This window comes from Micromonospora palythoicola (assembly GCF_036689795.1).
Taxonomy (GTDB): domain Bacteria; phylum Actinomycetota; class Actinomycetes; order Mycobacteriales; family Micromonosporaceae; genus Micromonospora; species Micromonospora palythoicola.
In genome coordinates, this window is sequence record NZ_JBAGKI010000051.1 from 1 (window position 1) to 17,768 (window position 17,768).

The window sequence follows — 17,768 nt, forward strand, 5'->3', positions numbered from 1 at the left end:
CCCCCCCGCCCCCCGGGGGCGGGGGCCGGGCGCGGGGGGGGGGGCCGGTTTTGTGGCCCCCCCCAGCCGCGGGGGCCCGGGGGCGACTGCCCCCGGGGCCGCCGTCGTCTGTCCGAGTCCGGATTAACCAGCCGCATCGAGCCTTCCGTCCGCTTTGTGGGTAATTGTCGTGACGGTGGTCACGGTTTGTCGGGGCATGGACCCGTCCGCGAGGCCGTTGTACGCAGGAGTAACCGCGACGACCGGCTGCCAGGGCCGACCCGGAAATGCCGGGCCCGCCCAGGTCGTTGCGAATCCGGAGCAGGCGTAACGCGCCGCCTCCATCCGACGACGCGGTACTCGCAACCTCCCATCTCCTGGTGTCGTGTCGATCCCCCGAGACGGAAGGAAACGATCATGACTGGTCCGATCCGTAAGGCCGCCCTGACCGCCGCCGGTGCCGTCTGCGCCGGTGGGATGATCGCCGGCCCGGTGGGCGCGACCGCCGCCCCGGCGAGCTCCGACCCACTGGCCGCCGTGACCTCGCGAGGGCACGGCAAGGGCGAGCGGCAGCTGACGCTTCGTTACGAGGCCCAGCCGAACTTCTACTACTGCGGTCCGGCCGCGGTGCGTAACACCCTGAGCATCCTGAACAAGGACGTCTCCCAGGACGACCTGGCCCGCGAGATGGGCACCACCGAGCGGGGCACCGACTCGGCCTTCCTGATCACCGAGGCGCTCAACCGGAAGGCCGGCAAGGATGTCTACCGCACGGTGGAGATCCCCGGCCAGGCCGCCGACCGGGCCGAGACCGACCGGTTGCGGGACGACGTCGTCCGCGCCGTCGACAGCGGGCGGGGCGTCGTGGCGAACGTCGTGGGCACCGCCACCGACCTCGACGGGGGCAGTCACACCTTCGACGGCGGCCACTACATCGCGGTGACCGGCTACCGCGACGGCGGCGACCAGATGAAGATCGCCGACTCGGCCGACGCCAGCCGGGCCGAGTACTGGATCAGCACCGACGCGCTGGCCGACTGGATCGCCAGCCGAGGCTATTCCGCCTGATCCGCCAGCCCGACACCGAGGGCCGGCCCCAACCGGGGCCGGCCCTCGTACGCGTACTCAGCCAGTCACCGGTACCGCAGGGCCGTCGCCGACCAACCGGAACGACGTCGCACCGATCGGCTCGACCAGACCGTCGTCGACGAGTCCGGCCAGTGCCCGCGCCCGCTGTACGTCGTCGGCCCACACCTGGTCCAGGCGTTGGTGCGGCACCGGCCCGCTGGCCTCCCGGAGCACGCCGAGCAGCAGGCCGCGTACCTGGCGGTCGGTGCCGGCGTACCGCTGTGGCCGGCGGGTCGGACCGGCTGGAGCGGGGCGCCCCGAAGCCCGCCAGGCACAGGTGGACTCGACCGGGCACACCCCGCAGCGAGGCGCCCGGGCGGTGCACACGACCGCGCCCAACTCCATGAAGGCGGCGCTGGCCAGGGCAGCGGCGGCCGGTTCGGCGGGCAGCAGTTCCTCGGTGGCGACCAGATCGGCCGGACGGGTGGTCGGGCCGGCATCCGGTTCACCGGCCACCGCCCGGCAGACCACCCGGCGTACGTTGGTGTCGACCACCGGGTGACGCTGGCCGTACGCGAAGGCGGCGACCGCCCGGGCGGTGTACGTACCGACGCCGGGCAGGGCGAGCAACTGCTCCAGCCGGTCCGGCACCGCACCGCCGTGCCGCTCCACGATGGCCACCGCGCACTCGTGCAGCCGGACCGCGCGACGGGGATAACCGAGCCGTCCCCACATGCGGATCGCCTCGGCCGGGCTCGACCCGGCGAGGGCGGCCGGCGTCGGCCAGCGCTCCAGCCACGCCTGCCAGGCGGGCACCACCCGGGCGACCGGGGTCTGCTGAAGCATGACCTCGCTCACCAGGATCGCCCAGGGGTCCGCCTCGGGTCGGCGCCAGGGCAGGTCCCGCGCGTGCTGCTCGTACCACCGGCTCACCCGACCGGCGAATGTGGGTTCTGTCATCGCGACGCCGATGATGTCACGCGCCACGGTCCCGCCGTTCGGACGGTCGGGCGGGCCGACCACGACGACGTGTGCCGATCGGGCAGAATGCCCGGATGAACGAGCTTGCGATCACCGTCATCGGCCGGGACCGGCCCGGCATCGTGGCTGACGTCGCCGAGGTGCTCGCCCGGCTCGGAGCCAACCTCACCGACAGCACCATGACCCGGCTGCGGGGACACTTCGCGATGACCCTGATCTGTGTCGGCCCGGCCGCCGCCGAGGTCGAGACCGCGCTGGCGGCGCTGGCCGCCGACGGCCAACTGCTGGCGACGGTACGCGAAGTGACGCCGGACGGTGAGACCGCGCCCGCCGGCGAACCGTACGTGATGGCGGTGCACGGCGCCGACCGGATGGGCATCGTGGCCGCGATGACCCGGGCGCTGGCCGAGGCCGGCGGCAACGTCACCGATCTGAGCACCCGACTGGCCGGGACGCTCTACGTGGTGGTGGCCGAGGTGGAACTGCCTCCGGGTGCGGCCGAGGCGCTCACCGGCCGGCTGGCGGAGGTGGCCGCCGGTCTCGGGGTCGAGGTGACTCTCCGACCTGCCGAACCGGACATGCTGTGAGCGGCACTTCGGACGCGCCGAACCGGGACGCGCAGCCGGACGCGTACGTGGGCCTGGGTGACTGGGTTCCCGAGGTGGTCGGCACCGGCCGTGTCATCCCGGTGCTCTGCGCACCGGATCCGGTGCTCAGCCGGCCGGGAGGCGAGGTCGACCCGACCGCCGGTGAGACGGTGCGACTCGCCGCCGACCTGATCGCGACCATGCGGGTGTCGCCGGGCTGCGTGGGCCTGGCCGCCCCACAGGTCGGGGTGAGCGCGCAGATCTTCGCGGTGGACGTCACCGGGCATCCCAAGACGGTCACCGGGCACGGCGTCTTCGTGCTCTGCAACGCCCGGGTGGTCGAGGCCACCCGCTGGAAGGCGGGTCGGGAAGGGTGCATGTCGGTGCCGGACCTGACCGGTGACGTGAAACGTGCGAGCCGGCTGGTGGTGGAGGGTGCGCTGCCCGGCAGTGGTGAGACCGTACGCCTGGTGACGGACGGTTTCGAGGCCCGCGCGCTGCAGCACGAGATCGACCATTGCGCCGGCCTGCTGTTCCTGGATCGGGTGGCCGGCGCGCACGCGATCTACCAGCGCAAGGTCTACCTCTGAGTCGGGCCGGTCGGTTGCCCTGAGTGACCGCCGCCGGTGCGAACCGTCGTTAATGGAGGGTCGGATCCGATGGCACGGGTGAGCCCCGGCGCGTCGCTGCCGTCCGCCGCACCGGCCGCCGCTACGGTGGGGTCATCATGCGTCTGACGGTCGGCCCTCTGCCTCCCACCGTGTACTGGCGGCGTCGCGCCGTCGTGCTCGGTGCGGTGCTGCTTTTCCTGATTGTCCTGTTCTACTCGTGCAACGGGCCCACCGGGGGCAACGACGCGACCGGTGACGGCAAGCCCGAGCCGGGCGTGGCGACCGGCACGCCGGATCCGACCGGGTCGGTGCTGACCCCGCAGACCGGTTCGCCGCCGTCCGGTGACGCCGGGGCCGATCCCGCCGATCCGGAGGGCGGGACCGCCGACGCGGGGAACGAGCCGGAGAACGAACCGAGCCTCAGCAATGACCCGCCGGCGGCCGATCCCGTGGCGGACGAGGGCAACTGTGCGGACACCGAACTCTCGGTGACCGCCGTGGCGTCGCCGGCGGAGGCCGCCTCGGGGGCGTCCGTCGACCTGAGTTTGAAGATCCGTAACAGGTCCGACCGGACGTGCAGCCGGGACGTCGGCGCGACCGCCCAGGAGTTGTACATCAAGGCCGGTGCCGAGGTGGTCTGGTCCTCGGACACCTGTGGCACGGCCGCCGGGTCGGACGTGCAGTCCTTCACCCCGGGCTTCGAACGCTCCTACCAGGTGAACTGGAACGGCAGGGACAGCAGCCGGTGCGCCAACGGCGTGGCGAACGGGCCGGTGGTGCAGGCCGGCAGGTACGAGGTCTTCGCCCGGGTGGGCACCAAGCTGAGCCAACCCGCGAAACTCGTCATCAGCTAGCCGGCGCTCGGAAACGCCCTGCCGGTCCACCGGCGCGGCCTCGGATCGTTCGGGTGGGACCCGGTCAGACGTAGCGTTCCAGGATGGACGCCTCGGCCAGCCGCGACAGCCCTTCGCGTACACCGCGGGCTCGTGCGTCACCGACGCCGTCGACCGCCTGCAGGTCCTCCACTGTGGCGCCCAGCAACCGTTGCAGGCTGCCGAAGTGCACCACCAGCCGGTCGACCACGGCCACCGGAAGCCGGGGCACCTTGGCCAGCAGCCGGAAGCCGCGCGGGCTGACCGCGGCGTCCAGCGCGTCCGAGGCCGCCGGATAGCCGATCGCCTTGGCGACCGAGACCAGGTCGATCAGCTCGGTGGCACTCAGCAGATCCAGCTCGACGAGCGCCTCGTCGAGGGTCCGGGGCTTGCGGCCGGTGGGCAGGTAGTCCCGGATGACGAGGGTGCGGTCGGCGTCCACGCCGGCCATCAACTCGTCGAGCTGGAGGGCCAGCAACCGCCCGTCGGTGCCCAGCTCGACCACGTAACCGGCGATCTCGTCGGCGATCCGGCGGACCATCTCCAGCCGCTGCACCACGGCCACCGCGTCACGCACGGTGACCAGGTCCTCGATCTCCAGGGCGGAGAGCGTGCCGGACACCTCGTCGAGGCGAAGTTTGTACCGCTCAAGCGTGGCGAGTGCCTGATTCGCCCGGGAGAGGATCGCCGCCGAGTCGTCGAGCACGTGCCGCTGACCGTTGACGTAGAGGCTGATGATGCGCATCGACTGACTGACCGAGATCACCGGGTAGCCGGTCTGCCGGGCGACCCGCTCCGCGGTGCGGTGCCGGGTGCCGGACTCCTCGGTCGGGATGGTGGGATCGGGCATGAGGTGCACGGCCGCCCGCACGATCCTGGTGCCGTCGCTGGAGAGCACGACCGCGCCGTCCATCTTGCAGAGCTCCCGGACCCGGGTCGCGGAGAACTCGACGTCCAGCGGGAAGCCGCCCGTGCAGAGCCCCTCGACCACCTTGTCGTAGCCGAGGACGATGAGTGCGCCCGTGCGACCCCGCAGGATCCGCTCCAACCCGTCGCGCAGCGCGGTGCCGGGTGCCATCAGGGCCAGGTTCGCGCGCAGCGGGTCACCGGCGACGCCGCCTCCGGTCACGCTCACGCTGATGGGTCGGGCGGGCGAGCCCACGGCAGCGGTGCGGGCGTGGGGCGTCGCGCCGGCTGGCTTGGTGGTATCGCGGTCGATCGGCACGGGCACAGTCTACGGACTGCCCTGCGGTGGGTGCTCTCGCGGTTACTGTGATGTGTCACGATTCCGCCCGCCCTGCCCGACCCGCCCGGTGGCCGTCTCACTCCGCCGACGCCCGCGCCGCGGCCTGCAACGCCGAACGGACGTCGGTGACCTCGATCACGCGCATCTGCTCCGGCCCGGCACCGGTGCTGGTGGGTCCGCAGCCGGGCGGCACGAGGGCCAGCCGGAAGCCGAGCCGGGCCGCCTCGGCCAGTCGGCGCGGTACCGCGCCCACCCGCCGCACCTCGCCGGTGAGGCCGACCTCGCCGATCGCCACCAGGTGCGGCGCGATCGCCAGGTTGAGCCCTCCGGAGGCGACGGCGAGGGCGACCGCGAGGTCGGCGGCGGGCTCCACCACCCGGATGCCGCCCACGGTGGCCGCGAAGACCTCCCGGTCGTGCAGGGTGAGTCGTTCGGTACGGCGCTGGAGGACCGCGAGCACCATCGCCAGCCGGGCGGAGTCCAGCCCGGAGACGGTACGCCGGGGCGAGCCGGCCACGGTGGCCCCGATCAGCGCCTGCACCTCGGTGAGCAGCGCCCGTCGCCCCTCCATCGCCACCGTCACGCAGGTGCCCGGGACCGGCTCGGAGTAACGGGTCAGGAACAGCCCGGAGGGATCGGCGAGGCTGCTGATGCCGCCCTCGTGCATCTCGAAGCAGCCGACCTCGTCGGCGGCGCCGAACCGGTTCTTGACACCACGCACCATCCGCAGTGAGGAGTGCTTGTCGCCTTCGAAGTGCAGCACCACGTCGACCAGGTGCTCGAGCACCCGGGGGCCGGCGACCTGGCCGTCCTTGGTGACGTGGCCGACCAGCACGGTGGCGACCCCGCGTTCCTTGGCGACCGCGACCAGCGCGGCGGTGACCGCCCGGACCTGGGTCACCCCGCCCGGAACGCCCTCGGTGCCGGTGGTGGAGATGGTCTGCACCGAGTCGAGGACGAGCAGTCCCGGCTTGACCGCGTCGAGGTGACCGAGCACCGCCGCGAGGTCACTCTCGGCCGCCAGGAAGAGCTGATCGTGCAGGGTGCCCATCCGCTCCGCCCGCAGCCGTACCTGGCTGACCGACTCCTCACCGCTGACCACCAGCGAGGGGCTGCCCGCTCCGGCGGCCCACTGTTGGGCGACGTCGAGCAGCAGGGTGGACTTGCCCACCCCCGGCTCTCCGGCGAGCAGCACCACGGCACCGGGCACCAGACCACCACCGAGGACCCGGTCCAGCTCGCCGACCCCGGTCGGTCTGGCCCGGGCCGGTGCCGCACTGATGGTGGCGATGGGGCGGGCCGGCTCGGCGGGCATCCGGGAAGTCACCACGCGGCCCGAGACGGTCGGGCCGGTGACCGTGCACTCGACCACGGAGCCCCACTCGCCGCACTCGGGACAGCGTCCCACCCACTTCGGTGGCTGATGTCCGCAGGCGTCGCACTCGTACGCGGGCCGAGGCTCGCGAGCGGCGGCCCGGCTGCGCGAACCGGTGCCCGCCCGGGACGGGGTCGATCGGGAGATGCTCACCCGAGCGACGCTAACCCCCGGGTACGACGACGGCACCGTCGGCATGGCCGCGGTGCCGTCGGAACTACCTGGATCGGCTCGGTCGGCGTGGCCGGCCCGCCGTGCTCAGTGGCCGCCTTCGCCCTCGTACTCGGTGTGCCGCTCGATGACCGGCGACGGCTGCGGCAGCGGCGAGAGCGGCACGGCGATCGGCGCCGGGCTGGTGACCGTCTCGCCGCCGAAGTCGAAGGTCAGCGTGACGCTCTGGCCGGCGAGCAGGGTCTCGTTCAGCCCGACAAGTTGAAGCACCTGCTCACCCTCGGTGTTGAGCTGCACGTAGCTCAGCGGAGGGATCTCGATCCGGGCCGGCGCGGACGTGGGTGGCCCGGTCGGGCTCGGCGACGGGGAGTCGTCCGGTGAGGGGGAGTTGTCCGGCGAGGCGGAGTTGTCGGGCGAGGGGGAACCCTCGGGAGACTCCTCCGGCGAGGGGGAGGTGGTCGGCGACGGCGAGCCGGTGGGCGACGGGTTGGTCGCGGCGGCGACCGTGGTGAGCACCACCTCCCGGGCGTCCGGCGAGCTGACCGTCACCGTGACCGGATCCGGCGAGTCGTTGTAGAGGACGACGTTGAGCAGCGCGTTTTCGCCGGCCTGATAGCCCTCGGCACCGGGGTAGGCCAGCGCGGCGGCGCGTACGGCGTACCGCCCGTCGCCGGCCTCGAGGTTGACGCCCTGGATCGACGGGACCTTGTTGGCCGTCTCGGAGATCTGGCCGGCGCCGCATCCGGACAGCAGCAGCCCGGCTGCCGCCGCGATCCCGGGCAGCAGCACGGCAGCCCGCCGGGAACCCCTGATCGAGCGCCTCACGTCGGTCCTCCTCGTCACGATCACACCCGGCTCGCCCGCCGGAACCGCTGGCCATGCCCGCGCAGACCGGGCTCCAGGGTAGTTGGCGCTGATCGTGGCCCGCACGCCGACCCGGTGCGGCCAGCCGTCGGGGTGGAACTCAGACCAACCGACCGTTCGTGACCAGCAGGACGACGTCGATCAGGGCGACCAGCAGCACCGCGCGGAAGGCCGCCACCGGCCGGGCTCCGGCGTGCTCGCCGGTGCGGCCCGCGTACCAGGCCACGATGAAGATCATGACGGTGGCGCCCACCGCCGCGAGACCCACGCCGGTCGGCGGTCCGGGTGGCCCGAGCACGAGCGTCACGGTCGCCGCGATCAGCAGCCCGGCAGCGGCCGCCCGGCTGCCCGCCGCGCCGAGCCGGTGCGGCAGCCCACGGACCCCGGTCCGGGCGTCGTCGGCGAAGTCGGGCAGCACGTTCGCGAAGTGGGCACCCGCGCCGAGCAGGGCCGCCGCGACGACCAGCCAGGCGGGGGGTGGCGGGGCGTCGGGCAGGGCCAGCACCACGAAGGCGGGCAGCGCACCGAAGGAGACCGCGTACGGCAGCACCGAGATCGGGGTGGACTTCAGCGGCCAGTCGTAGAGCAGCGCCGAGACCAGGGCGACGATGGCGCAGAGCGCCGCCGCCGGGTTCGTGGTCAGGGCCAGTGCCACGGTGGCGGTGGCGGCCACGGCGGCGGCGACCGCGACGGTACGCCGCCCGAGCGCGCCGGAGGCCAACGGTTTGTCGGCACGCCCGACCATCGTGTCGCGGTCGGCGTCGAGCAGGTCGTTGGTCCAGCCGACGGTGAACTGGCTGGCCGCCACGGTGAGCACTACCGCGACGACGCCGCCGGGTGGATGCCCGACACCGACGGCGAGCAGACCGGCCACTGTGGTGACCGCCGCGGTCGGCTCCGGATGGCTCGCTCTGACCAGCCCTAACACCGTCGACGACATAACGGAAGTCTGGTCGTTACCGGGGAGTCGTGCCACGCTCGTTGCCATGCGTGACGCCGGCCTCGTGCTGCCCCGCAACGATCCGCGCCAGTACGACGACCTGGCGGACGAATGGTGGCGGCCGGACGGGGTGTTCGCCATGTTGCACTGGCTGGCCCGGGCGCGGGCCGCGTTGGTGCCCCCGGCGGCGCGACCCGGCGCGCTCCTGGTCGACCTCGGCTGCGGGGCCGGTCTGCTCGCCCCACACCTGGTTGGCAAGGGTTACCGGCATGTGGGGGTGGACCTGACCCGCTCGGCGCTGGCCCAGGCGGCGGCGCACGGTGTGACGGTGGTGAACGGCGACGTCACGGCGGTACCGCTGGTGGACGGCTGTGCCGACGTGGTCGCCGCCGGTGAGCTGCTGGAGCACGTCCCGGACTGGCGTGCGGCGGTGGCCGAGGCGTGCCGCCTGCTGCGCCCCGGTGGCCTGCTGGTGCTGGACACCCTCAACGACACCGCGCTGGCCCGGCTGGTCGCGGTCCGCATCGCCGAGCGTCTGCCCACCGTGCCGCGCGGCATCCACGACCCCCGGTTGTTCGTCGACGACCGAGAGTTGGTCGCCGAGTGCGCCCGGCACGGCGTCGACCTGCGGATCCGTGGTGTCCGGCCCGGGATACCGGGACTGCTGCGGTGGCTGCTGCGGCAGGTGACGGGCGTGGCGACCCCGGTCGGCCAGGCACCACGCATCGTGTCGACCGGGTCGAGGGCGGTGCTCTACCAGGGTCACGGGGTGCGCGACGGATAGCCGATCCGGGTGAGGGTATGGCAATGGCCGAAGAGGGGGTTCCATCCATGACCGAGCGCAGTGGAGCGTCGGCGGCGGCCCGGCGGCTGGCGCCCCGGCTGGCGGCGCGCGCCACCACGCACGACCGGGACGGTTCGTTCCCGGTGGACGACTTCGCCGACCTGCGCGAGGCGGGGCTGTTCGGTCTGATGGTCCCGGCCGAGCTGGGTGGCACCGGTGCCACCTTCGCCGGGTACGCGGCGGTGGCCACCGAGTTGGCCCGCGGCAACGGTGCCACCGCTCTGGTGTTCAACATGCACGCCTCGGTGACCGGTGCGCTCGGCGCGGTCACCGAGGAACTGGCCGAGGCACTCGGCGTACCGGCGGAGGCGCTGGCCGCCCGTGACCGCCTGTTACGGGCGGCGGCCGACGGGGCGTGGTACGCGGTGGCGATGAGCGAGCGGGGCGCGGGTGCCCGGCTGTCCCAGCTGGCCACGGTCTACGAACCGGTCGACGGCGGCTGGCGGATCAAGGGCAGCAAGACCTTCTGCTCCGGTGCCGGCCACGCCGACGGCTACCTGGTGGCGGCCCGTAGCGCCGCCGACCCGTCGGTGGTCTCGCAGTTCCTGGTTCCGGCCGGAGAAGGGCTCACCGTCGAGCCGACCTGGGACGCTCTCGGCATGCGCGCCACCGCCTCGCACGACCTGCACCTCGACGTGACCGTCGGGACCGACCGGCTGCTCGGCGGGGTCGAGGGGCTGGCCCTGGTGGTGGCCCAGCTCATGCCGCACTGGCTGGTGGCCAGCTATGCGGCCGTCTACGTGGGGGTGGCCCGGGCGGCGATCGACGCGGCGGCGGAACACCTCAACACCCGCAACCTCGCCGGGCTGCCGGCGGTACGCGCCCGGCTGGGCCGTGCCGACGCCGCTGTGGCGGCGGCGGAGCTGGTGGTCGCCGAGGCGGCCCGACGGGTGGACGAGGCACCGGGTGCCGAGGAGACCAACCGGTGGGTGTGGCGGGCCAAGCTGCTGGCCGGCACCACCGCGGCGGAGGTGGCCGCGTCCATGCTGGAGGCGGCCGGCACCTCCGCCACCCGACGGGGTCATCCGCTGGAACGCCTGTACCGCGACGCCCGCTGCGGGTCGCTGCACCCGGCGACCTCCGACGTCTGTGCCGACTGGCTCGGCATCGCCGCGCTCGGCGGTGACCCGGACCGGGACGGATCGAGTCCTCGTTGGTGAGCGTGAGGGAATGAACCTGCGGGCCTGGCGGTCGTGGACCGGCGCGGGGTCGGCAGGCGTGAGATGTGAGCGTGCGAGAGGAAGGTGGGACCGTGTCGGTACCGGTTATCGCGGGCCTGGGCACGGCCCATCCGCCCTCGGCCGACCAGCAGGAGTTGTGGGAGCGGTTCTTCTCCCGGCACTTCTCCGGCTCGACCCGCGCCCTGGCGGAGCGGATCTTCGCGCATTCCGGGGTGACCCGGCGGCAGGCGGCGGTCAACCCGCTGCTTGAGGACGTCTCCGACTGGCCGACCGAGCGACGGATGCTCCGCTACCTGGTCGAGGCGTTACCGCTGGGCAAGGAGGCGGTCGGCCGGGCGTTGACCGCCGCCGGACTGGATGCCCGGGACGTCGGTCTCTTCGTCGTGTGCTCGTGCACCGGGTACGCCACCCCCGGGCTGGACATCCTGCTCGCCCGGGATCTCGGCATGGCCGCGACGACCCAGCGGATGTTCGTCGGTCACATGGGCTGCTACGCGGCGCTGCCGGGGTTGGGTGCGGTGGGCGACTTCGTCACCGCTCGGGGCCGTCCCGCACTGCTGCTCTGTGCCGAGCTGACCAGCCTGCACCTGCAGCCCTCCTCGGCCCGGATGGACACTCAGCAGATCGTCTCCCATGCGCTCTTCTCCGACGCCGCGGTCGCCGCGGTGGTCGTGCCCGGCGGGCGGGGGTACGCCGTACGTGAGGTCGCCTCGGTGACCGACACCTCCACCGCCGACCACATGACCTGGGAGGTGACCGACACCGGTTTCCGGATGGGGCTGTCACCGAAGGTGCCGCAGGTGCTGTCGGCGCACGTTCGGGGGCTGGTCGACGAGGTGCTGGCCCGGCACGGCACCCACCGGTCGGAGGTGGACGGTTGGGCGGTGCACCCGGGCGGCCCGCGCATCCTCAACGTGGTGGAGCGGGAACTGGGCCTGGCGCCGGCTGCGTTGGCGGCGTCCCGGGAGACGCTCGACGAGCACGGTAACTGTTCCTCGCCGACGGTGCTGTTGATCCTCGACCGCCTGTTCCGGTCGGCACCGGCACCGCGCCGCGTGGTGATGCTGGCCTTCGGGCCCGGCCTGACCCTCTACGCCGCCCTGCTGGAACGGCACGCCTGATCAGTCGACAGAGTTACTCTTCAAGGATGGACGTCGATGCCATCCATCAGTTGCGCGGAGCACTGCTGGCCGCCGTCGGGGTGGGGGTGCTGACCCTCGGCGGCTGGTGGTGGCAGGCGCAGGCACCGCAGGCGCGAAGCGACACGGGTGTCGTGCCGGGCGGGTCGTCGTCGGCCACGTACTGGCGGGATAACCCGGTCACCGGCGTGGTGCCCGAGCCGACCTCCGCCGTCCTGGTCGACCCGCGTACCGGAGCGGTGGCCGGCACGGACGGCCCACCGGTGGACGGCACCGTCACGAGTTCCGCCGTCGCGGACGGCTGGCGGGGCGCGACCGAAGCGGTCTGGACCGAGTCGGCGCGGCTCAGCCCAGGCGGCGCGGTGGTGCGGCAGACCCGGCTGGAGCGCGGCGAGCGGCACCTGCTGTGGCTGCGCTGCACCGGCCCGGGTGAGCTGCTGGTGGCCGTCAGCGGGGCCCGGTCGGCGGCGCCGATGACGGTGGGCTGCGACGGTGGGCAGGTCCTGATGGAACTAACCGGCACCGGCGCGGCGGCCCGGTTGTCGTTCTCGCCGGCCGGGTCGCAGCCGGTCCAGATCGAGGCCCGGCTGGTCGTCTTGGCGTGAGCAGTTCCGGCGGGCCTGGGGCGCAGGGCGGGATCAAGCGGCCAGCCGGGACAGTTCGGCGTGGTGGTCGGCGACCGAGGTGACCTCGGGTACCACCAGGGTGATCCGGCCGGAACGGTCGGCCAGCACGGCCGTCACGCCGAGCTGGCCGGCCGGCAGGTGCAGGAAGGCGCGTAGGCCGCCGGCCGGGTCGGCGAGTGCCCGTACCGACGTCCCCGGCGGTGCCGCCCGTGGCCGGGTGCCCGCCACGGTGACCACGTTGACCCCCGGCGGAACCGCGGTCGCCGCTTCGGTCACCTGCTCCGGGCAGGCACAGCCGTCCACCAGCAGCACCACGACCGGCAGCAGTCCGCGTAGCGGCACCGGTGACTGCCCGCCGTCGACCAGGTCGAGCGCGGGTAGTTGGCGTCCGGTCAGTTGCGCCGGCGCCGGGTCGGGGGTGCCGGCGGCCGGTCCGGTCCGGCCGGCCCGGGGCCAGGTGACAGCGGCCAGGCCGGCGATGGTGGTCAGGACGGCGACGATCAGTACGAGCACCGGGCCGGTGGGCGGACGCCAGCGGCGGCGGTCCGCGGCCGCCCGCCGCAGCTCGCGACGGACCTGTTCGGCCTCGTCGGCCAGCGCGGCCAGGTCGTCCGGGACGACCACCCGGCCCCACTCCGGCGGCAGGTCGGGCAGCCCGGGACCATCGGCGTCAGCCTTGCCCATTACGACCCCCTGGAACCTCATGGGTGCGCGGACGCGGCACCCCTCAAGCGTCCCGCACCGGGCCGGGTACCGCTACCACTGCTCGCGTCCGGCTGCGGCGGGATACCATGGAACGGGTGCGTAGCCCTTGATCTCCAGCGGGTGTGTTGCCGAGCCTCGGCGCTTGTTCTCCCGGATCTCCACGTCGACGACGGCGGTGTCCGGGGGTCATCCCAAGGTTACGCAACGTGTTCGAATCACCATCTGGATGGTCTGTCAAGCCGAAGAAATACCTCTCACAGGGCCCCTGAGCTGCGCCAACGGTCAGGACAGCGGTGAGACATCGGTGCCTGAGCGTGTTACCCTAGACACAGCGAAAGGGGTTTCGAACCTATGGTTTTCAGTGTCGGCGAGACCGTTGTTTACCCCCACCACGGGGCCGCACTCATCGAGGCAATCGAGACTCGGGTCATCAAGGGCGAGCCCAAGCAGTACCTCGTCCTGAGGGTCGCGCAGGGTGACCTGACGGTCCGGGTACCGGCCGAGAACGCCGAGATCGTGGGTGTGCGCGAGGTGGTTGGCGAAGAGGGCCTCGGCAAGGTCTTCGACGTTCTCCGGGCTCCACACACCGAGGAGCCGACCAACTGGTCGCGGCGTTACAAGGCGAATCTGGAGAAGCTGGCCTCCGGCAACCCGCTGAAGGTCGCCGAGGTCGTCCGCGACCTGTGGCGTCGCGAGCGGGAGCGAGGGCTGTCCGCGGGTGAGAAGCGCATGCTCGCCAAGGCCCGCGACATTCTGGTCGGCGAGGTCGCGCTGGCCGAGAAGAGCACCAAGGACGAGGCGGAGACGTTGCTCGACAAGGTGTTGACGGAGGCCTAGTCCGCACCGCATCGTCGTACCCGATTCGTAGTGAACAAACCGTCGAGGACCGCGACGTGACCGCGCAGCTCAACCCGTGCGGTGACGTCGCGGTCCTCGTGCCTGCGGCCGGTGCCGGCGTACGCCTCGGGCCCGGTCGACCGAAGGCCCTTCGGCTGCTGGCCGGTGAGCCGCTGCTGGCGCACGCGGTTCGGCGGTTGGCCGAAGCCCCCTCGGTGCACAGCATCGTGGTGGCCGCGCCGGCGGCGGAGGTGGCGGCCGTGCGTGACCTGCTCGCACCGGTCGCACCGGTGACCGTGGTGCCCGGTGGCGCGGAACGGCAGGGCTCGGTGGCTGCCGCGCTCGCCGCGGTACCCGCCGGTCCCGAGATCGTCCTGGTGCACGACGCGGCCCGAGCGCTCACCCCGCCCGCACTCGTGGAGTCGGTGGCCGCGGCGGTCCGGGCAGGCCACCAAGCGGTGATCCCGGTGCTGCCGGTCGTCGACACGATCAAGGAGGTCGACGCGGACGAGATGGTGCTCGGCACCGTCGACCGGGCCGCGTTACGCGCCGTGCAGACTCCACAGGGATTCCGCCGGGCGGTGCTGACCGCCGCCCACGCCGCCGCCGGCGACGCCCTCACCGACGACGCGGGGCTGGTGGAGAAGCAGGGCGTGGCGGTGCACTGCGTGCCCGGTTCGGAGCACGCTCTGAAGATCACCAGACCGTTCGACCTGGCGCTGGCCGAGCACCTGCTGGCGACCGGGCGGTAGCGCGTACCCTCGGCTCATGATCGTTCCTCGGGTGGCCATCGGGACCGACGTGCACGCCTTCGAGGCCGGTCGGCCCTGCTGGGTGGCCGGTCTGCACTGGCCGGGGCAGGACGGCCTGGCCGGGCACTCGGACGCCGACGTGGCCGCCCACGCCGCCTGCAACGCCCTGCTCTCCGCCGCCGGTCTGGGCGATCTCGGCGCCAACTTCGGCGTCGGGCAGCCCGAGTGGGCCGGGGCCAGCGGGGTGGCCCTGCTCACCGAGACGGCCCGTCGGGTCCGCTCCGCCGGATTCGCCATCGGCAACGTGTCCGTGCAGGTGGTGGGGGTCCGTCCGAAGATCGGCCCACGTCGGGAGGAGGCTCAGCGGGTGCTGTCGGAGGCGGTCGGCGCGCCGGTCACGGTCTCCGCCGCCACCACCGACGGCCTGGGCTTCACCGGGCGCGGTGAGGGACTCGCCGGGATCGCGGTCGCCCTGGTGTACGAGCAGCCGAGCGCCTAGGCTCGCCGCGATGTCCGCCGACCCGCCCGCCGCCGACGGCTACCTCGAACGTGCCACGCTCCTGGCCGAGCTGGGCCGCTACGACGAGGCCGCGGCGGAACTCGGCTTCGCGCTGGCGCTCGACCCGGCCGCCGCCGAGGTGTCGACCATGCTGGCCCGGGTGCACCTGGCCGCCGGCCGACCGACCGAGGCGCTCGCCGCCGCCGAGGCGGCGGTGGCCGCCGCGCCGGGCCAGGTGCCCCCGCTCGTCGCCCGTGGGCTGGCCCTCGGCGACCTCGAACGGTATGCCGAGGCCGCCCGCACCGCAGACGAGATCCTGGCTCTGGGGCCGCAGGACGCGTACGCCCAGCGCAGCGCGGCGGCGATCCTGGCCGGCTCGCGCAACGGCCAGCCGGCGTTGAACGCGGCCTGGCGCGCGGTGGAGCTGGCCCCCGAGGAACCGCAGGGCCACCTGGTGCTGGGGTTGGTCGCGGCCAACATGCGGATGTACGACCTGGCGGAGCGGGCCTACCGGGAGGCGCTCCGGCTGGACCCGCGCCTGGCGGAGATGGCCGACGACGTCGGGGTACTGCGGCTGGAGCAGCGCCGGTGGAGCGCCGCACTGGAGCGACTTGCCGAAGCGGCGGTGGCGAACCTGCCGCCGACCGATCCGCGCCGCGCCGACGAGGTGCCGGACGAGTCGGCCCGGCCGGACGTGGCCCGCGACGATCCGGACCGGCCCGGACGTGACCCGGAAGAGGCGGGGCGTGCGGCTGCTGACGACGTCGACGCCAGCCGTCCCGCCGGACCGGAGGAGCGCCCGAACCGGCCGGTGCCGGGCGGAGACGTACCCACCGGCGGGCCGGTGACCGGCCGCGTCGCAGACCCGGAGCGGGGGCCTGGCGAAGCCGGGCCGGACCACCTCGGCACCGGGCCGGTCGTGGCACGCCGGCCGGTGCCGGCGGCACTGCGGCAGTTCGTGCTCTGGGGCGCCGGTTGGTCGGCGGTCGCCGCCACCGTGGTCGCCTGTTCGACCGCGACCGGCACCGGATTCTCCCGGCTGCTGGCGGTGGTGGCGGCCGCTGGCGGCGGCATCGTGCTCTGGCAGCAGGCGTCCCGGCTGCCCGGACTGACCCGGACCGTGCTGCCCGTGCTGCGGCGCACCGACCGTCCGCTCGTTCTGGCCGTGTACGCCGCCGCGGCGGCACCGGTGCTGATCCTGCTCTACGCCCTGACCGGCAGCCCGTGGCCGCTGGTCCTGGCCATCGCCATCGCCACCGCCGCCCGGTTGGCGATCATCGGCCGGCCGGTGGCCTGACCACCTCAGGGGCGGCGGGCCCAGGTCCAGGCGTACGCGTCGTCCTCGCACTCCGTCGCGGCGTCGCAGAGGTCGAGCGGGCGGAAGGTGTCGACCATGACCGCCAGCTCGTCGAAGAAGTCCACGCCGATGGCGCGTTCCGCCGCGCCGGGCTGCGGTCCGTGGGTGAAGCCGGACGGGTGCAGCGAGATGGAGCCCTGTTCGATGCCGGAGCCGCGCCGCGCCTCGTAGTTGCCCCCGGTGTAGAAGAGCATCTCGTCGGAGTCGACGTTGTGGTGGTGGTACGGCACCGGGATGGCGTCCGGGTGGTAGTCGACCTTGCGGGGCACGAACGAGCAGATCACGAAGTTCGGGCCGGCGAAGGTCTGGTGCACCGGTGGCGGCTGGTGGATCCGGCCGGTGATCGGCTCGAAGTCGTGGATGGAGAACGCCCACGGGTAGAGGTGCCCGTCCCACCCGACCACGTCGAACGGGTGGTTGGCGAAGACATGTCGGGTCCAACCGCGCCGATGGCGGACCAGCACCTCGACGTCGGTGCCGTCGACCAGCAGCGGGGTGTCCGGCCCCCGGACGTCGCGCTCGCAGTACGGCGAGTGTTCCAGGAACTGACCGCGTACGGAGAGGTAGCGCTTGGGTGGGCCGATGTGCCCGGACGCCTCCACGGCGAGCAGCCGGGTCGGGGTGTCGCCGGTGGGCACCAGGCGGTGCACCGTCGAGGTCGGGATGATCACGTAGTCGCCGGCCACCGCGTCGAGCACACCGAACGTCGACTCGACCCGCAGGGTGCCGGCCTCGACGTAGAGGCAGTGGTCGCCGGTGGCGTCGCGGAACAGTGGCGAGGGGCGGTCGGCCAGGACGTAGGCGATCCGCACGTCGTCGTTGGCGAGCAGGTACCGCCGGCCCAGGACCGGGTCCGCGCCGGTTCCGTCGAGCTTGTGGGTACGCAGGTGCCGGGGCTTGAGCGGCAGGTTCGGCAGCCGCGTCACGGCCGGCGGGGTGAACTCCTCGGCGGCGACGATCGCGGTCGGGGCGTACCGGTGGTAGAGCAGGGACGAGTCGGAGGAGAAGCCCTCCTGCCCCATCAGCTCCTCGGTGTAGAGGCTGCCGTCCGGCTGCCGGAACTGGGTGTGGCGCTTGCGTGGCAGCTCGCCGACGCTGCGGTAGTACGGCATTCTCGCCCTCCCGGTCCGCTGT

Annotated in this window: 18 protein-coding genes and 1 pseudogene; 12 read left to right on the forward strand and 7 right to left on the reverse strand. The window is 73.2% G+C overall.

Features of this window, described 5'->3' with window-relative positions; genetic code table 11:
• The first annotated feature begins 393 nt into the window (after positions 1 to 393).
• On the forward strand, positions 394 to 1,047 hold the full coding sequence (locus tag V5O40_RS20400; RefSeq protein ID WP_269738750.1) for a C39 family peptidase: 654 nt from the start codon (positions 394 to 396) through the stop codon (positions 1,045 to 1,047).
• Between the two features lie 57 nt (positions 1,048 to 1,104).
• Here V5O40_RS20400 and V5O40_RS20405 read toward each other — a convergent pair whose 3' ends face one another.
• Entirely contained in the window at positions 1,105 to 2,007 is a 903-nt protein-coding gene (locus tag V5O40_RS20405) for an HhH-GPD family protein (RefSeq protein WP_332906955.1), read from the reverse strand.
• Between the two features lie 95 nt (positions 2,008 to 2,102).
• Between V5O40_RS20405 and V5O40_RS20410 the strand changes: the two genes are divergently transcribed.
• The 3 genes from V5O40_RS20410 (at position 2,103) to V5O40_RS20420 (ending at position 4,080) form a co-directional block, all read left to right on the forward strand.
• Positions 2,103 to 2,615, forward strand: coding sequence for a glycine cleavage system protein R (locus V5O40_RS20410; RefSeq protein ID WP_332906956.1), 513 nt, complete (start codon positions 2,103 to 2,105; stop codon positions 2,613 to 2,615).
• Positions 2,612 to 3,205, forward strand: a complete 594-nt coding sequence (locus tag V5O40_RS20415; protein ID WP_332906957.1) for a peptide deformylase — start codon at positions 2,612 to 2,614, stop codon at positions 3,203 to 3,205. Before V5O40_RS20410 ends, V5O40_RS20415 begins: the two co-directional genes overlap by 4 nt.
• A 137-nt stretch (positions 3,206 to 3,342) precedes the next feature.
• Positions 3,343 to 4,080, forward strand: a complete 738-nt coding sequence (locus V5O40_RS20420) for a hypothetical protein (protein WP_332906958.1) — start codon at positions 3,343 to 3,345, stop codon at positions 4,078 to 4,080.
• A gap of 64 nt (positions 4,081 to 4,144) precedes the next feature.
• Here V5O40_RS20420 and disA read toward each other — a convergent pair whose 3' ends face one another.
• From disA to V5O40_RS20440, 4 genes are all read right to left on the reverse strand, one after another.
• On the reverse strand, positions 4,145 to 5,323 hold the full coding sequence (gene disA, locus V5O40_RS20425) for a DNA integrity scanning diadenylate cyclase DisA (RefSeq protein WP_269738538.1): 1,179 nt from the start codon (positions 5,321 to 5,323) through the stop codon (positions 4,145 to 4,147).
• 97 nt (positions 5,324 to 5,420) lie between these two features.
• Positions 5,421 to 6,917: a DNA repair protein RadA gene (radA, locus tag V5O40_RS20430; protein ID WP_408631911.1), complete on the reverse strand. Its 1,497-nt coding sequence runs from the start codon at positions 6,915 to 6,917 to the stop codon at positions 5,421 to 5,423.
• A gap of 60 nt (positions 6,918 to 6,977) precedes the next feature.
• Complete coding sequence (locus V5O40_RS20435) at positions 6,978 to 7,715, reverse strand: hypothetical protein (RefSeq protein ID WP_332906960.1); 738 nt, start codon at positions 7,713 to 7,715, stop codon at positions 6,978 to 6,980.
• Between the two features lie 139 nt (positions 7,716 to 7,854).
• On the reverse strand, positions 7,855 to 8,694 hold the full coding sequence (locus V5O40_RS20440) for a UbiA family prenyltransferase (protein WP_408631912.1): 840 nt from the start codon (positions 8,692 to 8,694) through the stop codon (positions 7,855 to 7,857).
• A gap of 46 nt (positions 8,695 to 8,740) precedes the next feature.
• On the opposite strand from V5O40_RS20440, the gene V5O40_RS20445 reads away from it, so the two are divergent.
• The 4 genes from V5O40_RS20445 (at position 8,741) to V5O40_RS20460 (ending at position 12,463) form a co-directional block, all read left to right on the forward strand.
• Positions 8,741 to 9,478: a methyltransferase domain-containing protein gene (locus tag V5O40_RS20445; protein WP_332906962.1), complete on the forward strand. Its 738-nt coding sequence runs from the start codon at positions 8,741 to 8,743 to the stop codon at positions 9,476 to 9,478.
• 47 nt (positions 9,479 to 9,525) lie between these two features.
• Positions 9,526 to 10,698, forward strand: coding sequence for an acyl-CoA dehydrogenase family protein (locus V5O40_RS20450; RefSeq protein WP_332906963.1), 1,173 nt, complete (start codon positions 9,526 to 9,528; stop codon positions 10,696 to 10,698).
• 92 nt (positions 10,699 to 10,790) lie between these two features.
• Entirely contained in the window at positions 10,791 to 11,840 is a 1,050-nt protein-coding gene (locus V5O40_RS20455; protein WP_332906964.1) for a type III polyketide synthase, read from the forward strand.
• Positions 11,841 to 11,866: 26 nt separating this feature from the next.
• Positions 11,867 to 12,463 (forward strand): hypothetical protein, encoded by a 597-nt coding sequence (locus tag V5O40_RS20460; RefSeq protein WP_332906965.1) that lies wholly within the window; start codon positions 11,867 to 11,869, stop codon positions 12,461 to 12,463.
• 33 nt (positions 12,464 to 12,496) lie between these two features.
• Here V5O40_RS20460 and V5O40_RS20465 read toward each other — a convergent pair whose 3' ends face one another.
• Positions 12,497 to 13,168 (reverse strand): hypothetical protein, encoded by a 672-nt coding sequence (locus tag V5O40_RS20465; RefSeq protein WP_332906966.1) that lies wholly within the window; start codon positions 13,166 to 13,168, stop codon positions 12,497 to 12,499.
• Positions 13,169 to 13,540: 372 nt separating this feature from the next.
• On the opposite strand from V5O40_RS20465, the gene V5O40_RS20470 reads away from it, so the two are divergent.
• The 4 genes and pseudogenes from V5O40_RS20470 to V5O40_RS20485 form a co-directional block, all read left to right on the forward strand.
• Complete coding sequence (locus V5O40_RS20470; RefSeq protein ID WP_007073334.1) at positions 13,541 to 14,026, forward strand: CarD family transcriptional regulator; 486 nt, start codon at positions 13,541 to 13,543, stop codon at positions 14,024 to 14,026.
• Positions 14,027 to 14,082: 56 nt separating this feature from the next.
• Entirely contained in the window at positions 14,083 to 14,778 is a 696-nt protein-coding gene (gene ispD / locus V5O40_RS20475) for a 2-C-methyl-D-erythritol 4-phosphate cytidylyltransferase (protein WP_332906967.1), read from the forward strand.
• A 16-nt stretch (positions 14,779 to 14,794) separates the two neighbouring features.
• Complete coding sequence (ispF, locus tag V5O40_RS20480) at positions 14,795 to 15,277, forward strand: 2-C-methyl-D-erythritol 2,4-cyclodiphosphate synthase (RefSeq protein ID WP_332906968.1); 483 nt, start codon at positions 14,795 to 14,797, stop codon at positions 15,275 to 15,277.
• Between the two features lie 10 nt (positions 15,278 to 15,287).
• A pseudogene (locus V5O40_RS20485) lies at positions 15,288 to 15,902 on the forward strand (tetratricopeptide repeat protein); the annotation flags it as partial.
• Between the two features lie 677 nt (positions 15,903 to 16,579).
• On the opposite strand, the gene V5O40_RS20490 reads toward V5O40_RS20485, so the two are convergent.
• A complete protein-coding gene (locus V5O40_RS20490; protein WP_332906969.1) occupies positions 16,580 to 17,746 on the reverse strand; it encodes a homogentisate 1,2-dioxygenase in 1,167 nt (388 codons plus the stop codon).
• Positions 17,747 to 17,768: the final 22 nt, after the last annotated feature.

Excerpts from the sequence above, each read along its gene's own strand:
- V5O40_RS20450 (WP_332906963.1), top strand. The coding sequence starts at position 9,526 with ATGACCGAGCGCAGTGGAGCGTCGGCGGCGGCCCGGCGGCTGGCGCCC.
- V5O40_RS20470 (WP_007073334.1), top strand. The coding sequence starts at position 13,541 with ATGGTTTTCAGTGTCGGCGAGACCGTTGTTTACCCCCACCACGGGGCC.
- V5O40_RS20440 (WP_408631912.1), bottom strand. The coding sequence starts at position 8,694 with ATGTCGTCGACGGTGTTAGGGCTGGTCAGAGCGAGCCATCCGGAGCCG.
- V5O40_RS20465 (WP_332906966.1), bottom strand. The coding sequence starts at position 13,168 with ATGGGCAAGGCTGACGCCGATGGTCCCGGGCTGCCCGACCTGCCGCCG.
- V5O40_RS20490 (WP_332906969.1), bottom strand. The coding sequence starts at position 17,746 with ATGCCGTACTACCGCAGCGTCGGCGAGCTGCCACGCAAGCGCCACACC.
- V5O40_RS20460 (WP_332906965.1), top strand. The coding sequence starts at position 11,867 with ATGGACGTCGATGCCATCCATCAGTTGCGCGGAGCACTGCTGGCCGCC.
- V5O40_RS20445 (WP_332906962.1), top strand. The coding sequence starts at position 8,741 with ATGCGTGACGCCGGCCTCGTGCTGCCCCGCAACGATCCGCGCCAGTAC.
- ispF (WP_332906968.1), top strand. The coding sequence starts at position 14,795 with ATGATCGTTCCTCGGGTGGCCATCGGGACCGACGTGCACGCCTTCGAG.
- V5O40_RS20420 (WP_332906958.1), top strand. The coding sequence starts at position 3,343 with ATGCGTCTGACGGTCGGCCCTCTGCCTCCCACCGTGTACTGGCGGCGT.
- radA (WP_408631911.1), bottom strand. The coding sequence starts at position 6,917 with ATGCCGACGGTGCCGTCGTCGTACCCGGGGGTTAGCGTCGCTCGGGTG.
- V5O40_RS20410 (WP_332906956.1), top strand. The coding sequence starts at position 2,103 with ATGAACGAGCTTGCGATCACCGTCATCGGCCGGGACCGGCCCGGCATC.
- V5O40_RS20405 (WP_332906955.1), bottom strand. The coding sequence starts at position 2,007 with ATGACAGAACCCACATTCGCCGGTCGGGTGAGCCGGTGGTACGAGCAG.